This is a genomic window from Micromonospora sp. NPDC023633 (assembly GCF_040640035.1).
Taxonomy (GTDB): domain Bacteria; phylum Actinomycetota; class Actinomycetes; order Mycobacteriales; family Micromonosporaceae; genus Micromonospora.
Genome location: NZ_JBFABB010000211.1, coordinates 1 through 6,899 on the forward strand (window position 1 = coordinate 1; position 6,899 = coordinate 6,899).

General features: G+C 76.8%; 6 protein-coding genes and 1 pseudogene. 2 read left to right on the top strand and 5 right to left on the bottom strand.

Annotated features, from left to right (window positions below):
* Both AB0G13_RS33345 and AB0G13_RS33350 read right to left on the bottom strand, forming a co-directional pair.
* A partial coding sequence (locus AB0G13_RS33345; RefSeq protein ID WP_357883256.1) for a DUF72 domain-containing protein occupies positions 1-758 on the bottom strand: 758 nt, incomplete at its 3' end.
* Positions 759-767: 9 nt separating this feature from the next.
* Positions 768-1,520, bottom strand: a complete 753-nt coding sequence (locus AB0G13_RS33350) for a PIG-L deacetylase family protein (protein WP_357883259.1) — start codon at positions 1,518-1,520, stop codon at positions 768-770.
* A 216-nt stretch (positions 1,521-1,736) separates the two neighbouring features.
* Between AB0G13_RS33350 and AB0G13_RS33355 the strand changes: the two genes are divergently transcribed.
* Together AB0G13_RS33355 and AB0G13_RS33360 are read left to right on the top strand one after the other, a co-directional pair.
* Positions 1,737-2,027: a hypothetical protein gene (locus AB0G13_RS33355; RefSeq protein WP_357883262.1), complete on the top strand. Its 291-nt coding sequence runs from the start codon at positions 1,737-1,739 to the stop codon at positions 2,025-2,027.
* Between the two features lie 9 nt (positions 2,028-2,036).
* Positions 2,037-3,305, top strand: coding sequence for a cupin domain-containing protein (locus AB0G13_RS33360; RefSeq protein ID WP_357883265.1), 1,269 nt, complete (start codon positions 2,037-2,039; stop codon positions 3,303-3,305).
* Between the two features lie 70 nt (positions 3,306-3,375).
* On the opposite strand, the gene AB0G13_RS33365 is transcribed toward AB0G13_RS33360, so the two are convergent.
* The 3 genes and pseudogenes from AB0G13_RS33365 to AB0G13_RS33375 form a co-directional block, all read right to left on the bottom strand.
* A complete protein-coding gene (locus AB0G13_RS33365) occupies positions 3,376-4,041 on the bottom strand; it encodes a hypothetical protein (protein ID WP_357883268.1) in 666 nt (221 codons plus the stop codon).
* Positions 4,038-6,710 (bottom strand): FtsK/SpoIIIE domain-containing protein, encoded by a 2,673-nt coding sequence (locus AB0G13_RS33370; protein ID WP_357883271.1) that lies wholly within the window; start codon positions 6,708-6,710, stop codon positions 4,038-4,040. Before AB0G13_RS33370 ends, AB0G13_RS33365 begins: the two co-directional genes overlap by 4 nt.
* Positions 6,703-6,899: pseudogene (locus AB0G13_RS33375) on the bottom strand (hypothetical protein); the annotation flags it as partial. The pseudogene AB0G13_RS33375 and the gene AB0G13_RS33370, both read right to left, overlap by 8 nt.

Here is a 6,899-nt window from a genome sequence, read left to right on the forward strand (position 1 = left end):
GGCGGCGGCCCGGGGACGCGGCTGACCGACCGGCCGGCCCGGCGGGCGAGCGCGGCGAAGGCCGTCGCGTCGACGATGGCGGCGCCGCCGGGGTCGTTGTTGAAGTAGACGTACGCGGCCTCGTCGTCGCCGAAGCCGTCGGCGAGCCGGCGCACCCAGGAGGCGAGCGAGGTGCGGCCGTAGCGGGGCCAGGGGTTGGCCCGCCCCTCGTGCAGGCGCAGGTAGCCGAAGTCGGTGGTGCGCCAGCGGGGCGCGACGGGCCGGCCGAGCCGGTCCGCCCAGACCAGCGCCGCCCGCCGCCGCTCCAGCACGGCGCGGGTGGCGTCGGTCCACCACGAGGGGTGCCGCGGCTCGACGGCGATCCGCACCTCGGCGGGGAAGAGCCGTAGCGTGGCGTCCAGTGCCGCCGGGTCGGCGGGCAGGTTCGGGGGCAGTTGCAGGAGCACCGGGCCGAGCCGGTCGCCCAGCGCGGTGGCCCGATCCAGGAAACGGGCCACCGGCTCGGCCGGGTCGCGCAGGCGCTTGATGTGGGTGAGGTAGCGGCTCATCTTCACCGCCACGCAGAAGTCGTCGGGGGTGCGGGCACGCCAGGCGGCGAAGGTGTCGCGCTCGGGCAGCCGGTAGAAGGCGTTGTTCACCTCCACCGTGGCGAACCGGGCGGCGAAGTGCTCCAGCCAGAGCCGCTGCGGCAGCCCGGCCGGATAGAAGCGGCCCCGCCAGTCGCGGTACTGCCACCCCGAGGTGCCGAGCAGGATCATCCGCCGCCCCTACCAGAGGTCGAAGTGGAAGACCTCGAAGGCGGCGCCGTGGCGGACGCCCAGCCGGGTGCCGGCGGGACGGCTGAGCCCTTCGAGGAACTCCTCGGCGTCGAAGCTGCCGTCGCCCAGCCCGGCCAGGTACGCGTCGTGCGCCCTGAGCGAGGCCACGCCCCGCCTGAAGGTGTCGGTGACGTCCACCCCGTGCGCGGCGAGGGGGGAGGAGGCGGCCCAGACCTGGCGCACCCCGTTCCACGGCTCGACCCCGTCGACGAGCTGCTCCGGGAACACCCACCGGTTGCCGGCGTCGCGGACGGCGTCCAGCACCGCCCGCCCGGTGGCGATGTGGTCGGCCTGGTTCAGCGTGTACGCGCCGTCCCAGGTGTCCCGGAAGTTGTTGGTGATCACGATCTCGGGGCGGTGCCGGCGGACCACCCCGGCCAGGGTGCGGCGCAGCGGCACGCCGTACTCGAGGATGCCGTCGGGGAGGCCGAGGAACTCCACGGTCTCCACCCCGACCAGGGCCGCGGACTCGCGCTGCTCCCGTTCCCGCACCTCTCTGGTCCGCGGCGGGGGCATCGCGTCGATGCCGGCCTCGCCGCTGGTGACGAGGCAGTAGACGACCTGTTTGCCCTGCGCCGTCCAGCGGGCGACCGCGGCGGCGGCGCCGAACTCCAGGTCGTCGGGGTGGGCCACGATCGCCAGCGCGCGCTGCCACTGCTCGGTCACCGGCTCGAGCGGGCGGGGCCCGGTCGTCTCGGTCATCGTCACCTCCTGGTCGAGAGGACATCCTGTCACCCGTCGGCGCCGTGGCGCCGCGCGACGGCGCACCTCCGACGGCCCGACCGGGCACGGCGAACCGCCGGTGTGAACCGGATCGGACGTCTACGGTGGGGTTAGAGAAGATCGCGCGGGGGGTACCACCCGCTGCACGACGGACCCCGGCGTAACGGCGGGGCGGCACATCCCTAGGGAGCACCGATGGCACTCAACGACGACGACATGCAGACCACCAGCGGTGGCGGCCTCGAGGGCCCGGCCGACGGCGGCGCGACCCCGGGCCAGCAGGACGGTGGCGCCGACGGTGGTGCCGACCGCGGTGCCGAGCGTGGTGCCGACAAGGGCGCCGACCAGGGTGCGGAGGGCCCCGCCGACGGCGGCGCGACCCCCGGCCAGCAGGACGGCGGCGCCGACGGTGGCGCGGAGGGCCCCGCCGACGGCGGTGCGACCCCGGGCCAGCAGGACGGTGGCGCCGACGGCAGCGCCGCCTGACGGATCGCCGTGACAGACATCGACCCGCCGGGCGGCCACGGCCGCCCGGCGGTGCCGTCCGAGGCCGCCGCCGCGCTCGCCCGCTGCGTGTCGGTCGAGCCCGCGAAGTTCGCCGCCGCCCACTGGGGACGCACGCCGCTGCTCTCCCGCGCCGACGAGCTGCCCAACCCGGCCGGCTTCACCGATCTGCTCAGCCCCGCCGACGCTGACGAGCTGCTCAGCCGCCGCGGCCTGCGCACACCGTTCCTGCGGATCGCCAAGGACGGCCAGCTCGTGCCGGTGGCCCGCTTCACCGGCGGTGGCGGCGCCGGCGCGGAGATCGCCGACCAGGTCCTCGACGAGCGGGTGCTGGAGCTGTACGCCGGCGGTGCCACCCTCGTCCTGCAGGGCCTGCACCGCACCTGGCCGGCCCTGATCGACTTCACCCGCGAGCTCGGCACCGCCGTCGGGCAGCCGTTGCAGGTCAACGCCTACCTGACCCCGGCCGGCAGCCAGGGCTTCGCCACCCACTACGACACCCACGACGTCTTCGTCCTCCAGGTCGACGGCCGCAAGCACTGGCGGATCCACCCGCCGGTGCTGCCCGACCCGCTGGAGAAGCAGACCTGGGGCGGCCGGGCCGACGAGGTCGCCGCCACCGCCGACGGGCCCGCCGCGCTGGACGTGGTGCTCGCCCCCGGCGACGCGCTCTACCTGCCCCGCGGCTGGCTGCACAGCGCGCAGGCCCAGGAGTCCAGCTCGCTGCATCTGACCGTCGGCGTACGGGCGCTGACCCGCTACGCCATGGTCGAGGAGCTGCTCGCCCTCGCCGCCGAGGACCAGCGGCTGCGCGCCACGCTGCCGTTCGGCACCGACGTGGCCGACCCGGACGCGATCGAGCCGGAGCTGACCGAGACGGTGGAGGCGCTGCGGGACTGGCTGCTGCGGGCCGACCCGGCGGTGGTCGCCGCCCGGCTGCGGCAGCGCGCCTGGCCGGCCGCCCGGCCCGCGCCCATCCGGCCCCTGGCCCAGGCCGCCGCGCTGGCGGCGCTGGACGTCGACACCCGGCTCGCCTCGCGCCCCGGCCTGCGCTGGCGGCTCACCCCCCGCGGTGACCGGGTCGCGCTGGTGCTGTTCGACCGCACGATCACCCTGCCCGCGTCGTGCGCGCCGGCCGTGCACGCCCTGCTCGGCGCCAAATCCGTCCGGGTCGGCGACCTGCCGGGACTGGACGACGACGCCGACCGGCTCACCCTGGCCCGCCGCCTGCTGCGCGAGGCGGTGCTGGTTCCCGCCTGAGCGGGGCCACGATTCAGCAGCGGGGCCACGGTTCGGCAACGGGGCCGCGGTTCAGCAGCGGGGCGACGGTTCAGCGGCCGGCGACCAGCAGCGCGACGGTGGTCACCAGCCCGGCGACGAGCACGACGGTCATCGGCCGCGGGCCGAGCACGGCGTGCCGACGGTCGGCGAGGACCTTCGCCGGCACCAGACCGACCAGCGGGCCCAGCAGGGTCACCACCAGGGCCAGCACCGGCAGCCCGACCCCCAGCTCGCCGCCGTACCGGTCGCCCGCCGCCCGGGCCGCGCCGCCGAGGGCGTACGCGAGCACCGCGCCGGCCACCCCGCACAACGCCAGCAACGGGTTGACCGAGCCCGGCAGGTCGCCCGGCTGGCGGGTGCGGTTGAGCAGGTCCCGCACGCCGGCCAGCAGCGGAGCCGGGTCACCCGTCGCCCCGGGCACCGGCGCCGGTGGCCCGCCCACCCGGCGGCCCGAGCCACCGAGCCGACCGCGCAGCAGCTGCCACAGGTCGGCGACCTCGGCGTCCACCCGTTCCTGCTCCTCCCGGGCGTCCACCAGCTCCCGCTCCGCGCGCCGCAGGTCGGCCTCCGCCTCGGCGACGGCCCGCTCGGCTGCGGCGCACTGCTGGTCGTGCCAGGTGTGCGCCTCGGCCCGCTGGACGCGCACCCGCGCGCTCAGCTCGGCAAGCCGACGGATCTGGGCCGCGTACGTCTCGCTGGTCACCGGTTCGTTCATCGCGCCGGCCCGTAGGGGATGATCACCTGGCCGGTGCGGTGCACCGCCCGGTCGAAGAACAGCCCCCGCCAGGGGCGGGGATACCAGTCGGGGCCGCCGGTGCCCGGATACAGCGACGAACCCAGCTCGCCACCGTGGGCGTCCAGCGCCACCCAGGCGCCGATCTGGTCCGTCCGGGCCGCCGGCCCGCCCAGGTCGGCGCGCATCCGGGCGACACCCCGCCACCAGGCCAGCACGTGGGTGCGCCGCTCCGGCCCGTCGTGCAGGATCCGGCGCAGCTCCTCCAGCCCGGTGCGTCGGCCGATCCGCGTCGCCAGCGTCCCGGCCGCCGCGTCGACGGCGAAGAGCAGCAGGTAGTGCGGGGTGCCCGGCGTGGCGAGCCCTTCGGCGGTCTCGGCCATCAGCTCGCCGACCGTCTCCTCGTCGTACCAGGCGGCGTCGTCGGCGAGATCCTCGTAGAGGGACCGGGCGGCCGGGTCGGCGTCCGGGTCGAGGCAGGCGATGGAGAACCGGGCCGTGCCGGGGCGGTGCTGGCGGGCCAGGGAGCGGGCCGCCGCGTCGAGCACCGCGCAGGCCTCGTCGACCCGGGTGCCGAGCACCGCCAGGTTGCGGCCGGGAGCCCGGGGCAGCCGCAGCGCCGCCGAGCGGGCCTGCACGTCGATGATCTCGCCGAGCAACGCGACCGGCGCACGCGGGTGCCCCGTCTCCGGCGCGGTCAGCGCCCGGAAGTCCGGCGCGTCGGCCAGCCGGGGGATCGCGTCGCCGTCGAAGAGCCGGGCCGGTGCGGCGTCCTGCGGCCGCATCCGCCACAGCCGGTGCTGCAACTCGCTCCACGTCTCCCAGTCGCTCGCCGACGGGATCCGGGCCACCTGGTTGCCCTCCGCCATGCCCGACTCGGCGTTGACCACCGCGTGGTGACGAGGCAGGGACTGGGCGGCGTCGTTGCGCTCGGCGAGGATCCGCAGGGCCTTCGGCAGCGCGATGCGCAACGTGAACTGCGCGACCAGGGCCGGCCGGCCCCACAGCGCCTCGATGCCGCGCACGTCCTGGGAGGCGAGCACCAGGTGGATGCCCTGGGAGCGGCCGCGCCGGGCCAGGTCCTCCAGCAGGTCGGCCGCCTCCCGGGCGACCACGTCCCGCCCGGCCAGCAGCATCTGGAACTCGTCGACCACCGCGACGATCCGCGGCCAGTGCCCCGTGGGGTCGACCGCGCGCAGCTCGGCGAGCTTGGTGACCTCGTGCTTCTTCGCGGCGTCGGCCCGCCGGCGCAGCTCCTCGGCGAGGAAGCGCAGCAACGCCAGGCCGAACTCCCGGTCGGTGTTGACGTTGATCCCGACGAGCCGCATGTGCGGCAGCCAGCTCGGGTCCCGCCGGCCCTTGGCGAACCGGGCGAAGGACACCCCCTCCTTAAAGTCCAGCAGGTAGAACTCCAGCTCGCTGGGGGAGTAGCGGGCGGCCAGCGCGCCGATCCAGGCGAAGATCAGGTTCGTCTTGCCGGTGCCGGACGGGCCGCCGATCAGCGCGTGCGGCGGGTAGTCGCCCAGGGTGAGCAGGACCGGCCGGCCGTGCGGGCCCTCGCCGATCGGGGCGGTCAACCCGGTGGCGGAATCCTCCCGCCACATCTGCTCCGCGGGCGGCAGCAGGTCGGTGAACGGAGTCGGGGCGGGACCGGCGTTCACCCGCGCCGCCACCTCCCGGCAGGTCTCGGTGACCAGGGCCGGCGGGGGCGGCGGGTCGAGGCGTACGGGCAGGCCGGTCGGCCCGCCGATCCGGGCGCCGTCGGCGTGCGCGCCCACCCGGGTCACGGTGGGATCCTGAGGCAGCGACACGCCCCGGACCACCAGGTGCACGCCGCAGGCCGCTCCGGTGCGGACCACCCGGTCGAGTTGGCCGCGCTCGTGCCGCGACAGCTCGTCGCCGCCCAGCAGCACCGCCACCCGCCACGGCTCGGGCCGGCGACCGGTGGCGGCGGCCAGCTCGCGCAGCGAGCCGTACTCCCCGGCCAGCACTGTCTCGTTGATCCGGCGGATCTGCTCGACCAGATCGTCGAGCAGCCGGGCCAGCCCGCCCGGGCCGACGAAGGTGAGCAGCCCGGCGGTGCCGAGGGGCGCGAAACCGGCCAGGCCGCCGCCCAGGTGCTCGGGGTCGTAGCCGACCAGCCGGACGGCGCCCGGGTCGGCCCGCCCGACGCCGCGCAGCAGCAGCGCCGACACCACCGCGTCGCAGCCCTCCCGGTCGTCCCCGGTCAGCTCGACGTGGCCGGCGTCGAGCAGCGGCACCAGCGCCGGCACCGGTTCGGCGCCGGGGATGCGTACCGTGCCGATGCGCAGCGCGCCCGGCGGTTCGGCCCGCCGGGTCGGGGTGGGCCGCCACCGCGTCCAGTCCGCGCTGGCCGCGCCGGGGGCCTCCCGCTGCGCCGCGTCCGCCGCGCGCCGGGCCAGCTCCGCGATCCGCGCGGCGTGCCGATCGTCGATCTCGGCCAGCCGCCGGTCGCGCTGCGCGCCCACCCGCTCCGGCACGACCGCCGCGGCCCGCCGGACCTTCGCCAGCCGCTCCCGGGCCGTGGTCAGCTCGGCCTGTGCGGTGGACAGCCGGGTCCGGGTCGCGCCGAGGGCCTCGCCCAGCATGCCCCGGACCCGGGTGACGAGCTGGCTGCGCCGGTCAGCCATCGACGCCCCGCCCGCGCGGATCCGCGCCGCCGCCCGCCGCCGGCCGGCCGGAGGGCGGACTCGACCAGACGCGGCCGGCCGAGCCGGGCCGCCCCGCGCCGCGCAGGTTGCCGATGCCGCCGAGCACCGCGGCGGTGAACGCCTTGAGGCCGAGCAGGAAGCCGACGCTGTAGGTGAGGGTCTGGATCC

Excerpts from the sequence above, each read along its gene's own strand:
- AB0G13_RS33350 (WP_357883259.1), bottom strand. The coding sequence starts at position 1,520 with ATGACCGAGACGACCGGGCCCCGCCCGCTCGAGCCGGTGACCGAGCAG.
- AB0G13_RS33355 (WP_357883262.1), top strand. The coding sequence starts at position 1,737 with ATGGCACTCAACGACGACGACATGCAGACCACCAGCGGTGGCGGCCTC.
- AB0G13_RS33370 (WP_357883271.1), bottom strand. The coding sequence starts at position 6,710 with ATGGCTGACCGGCGCAGCCAGCTCGTCACCCGGGTCCGGGGCATGCTG.
- AB0G13_RS33365 (WP_357883268.1), bottom strand. The coding sequence starts at position 4,041 with ATGAACGAACCGGTGACCAGCGAGACGTACGCGGCCCAGATCCGTCGG.